Source organism: Belnapia arida, from assembly GCF_016773205.1.
Lineage (GTDB): Bacteria > Pseudomonadota > Alphaproteobacteria > Acetobacterales > Acetobacteraceae > Belnapia > Belnapia arida.
Map to the genome: position 1 here is coordinate 1 of NZ_JAETWB010000206.1, position 317 is coordinate 317.

The following is a 317-nucleotide window of genomic DNA, read 5'->3' on the forward strand; positions in this document are numbered from 1 at the left end:
CGGTAGAGGAACTTCAGGATCGCGCATTCCTTGTCCGTCAGCCGGATCTTGCGGTTGCGGGCCGTCTCCTGCAGCAGCCGCAGGCTGGGACGGAAGACATAGGGGCCGATCAGAAAGGTGGCATCCTCGGAGTTGTCGAACACCCGCAGCTGCGCCCGCACCCGTGCCAGCAACTCCGGCAGCCGGTAGGGTTTCGCCAGGTAGTCATTCGCCCCGGCATCGAGGCCGCGGACCACATCCTGCTCGGCATCGGCGCCGGTGACCATGATCACCGGCATGCGCTGTCCGGCCCGGCGCAGCTTGGCGCAGAACTCCCG

Annotated in this window: 1 protein-coding gene; it reads right to left on the reverse strand. The window is 66.9% G+C overall.

Going from position 1 to position 317, the window contains the following annotated elements; translation table 11 throughout:
* Window positions 1-317 (reverse strand): response regulator transcription factor (locus tag JMJ56_RS33410; protein ID WP_202836157.1); only part of this gene is annotated, 317 nt, incomplete at both ends.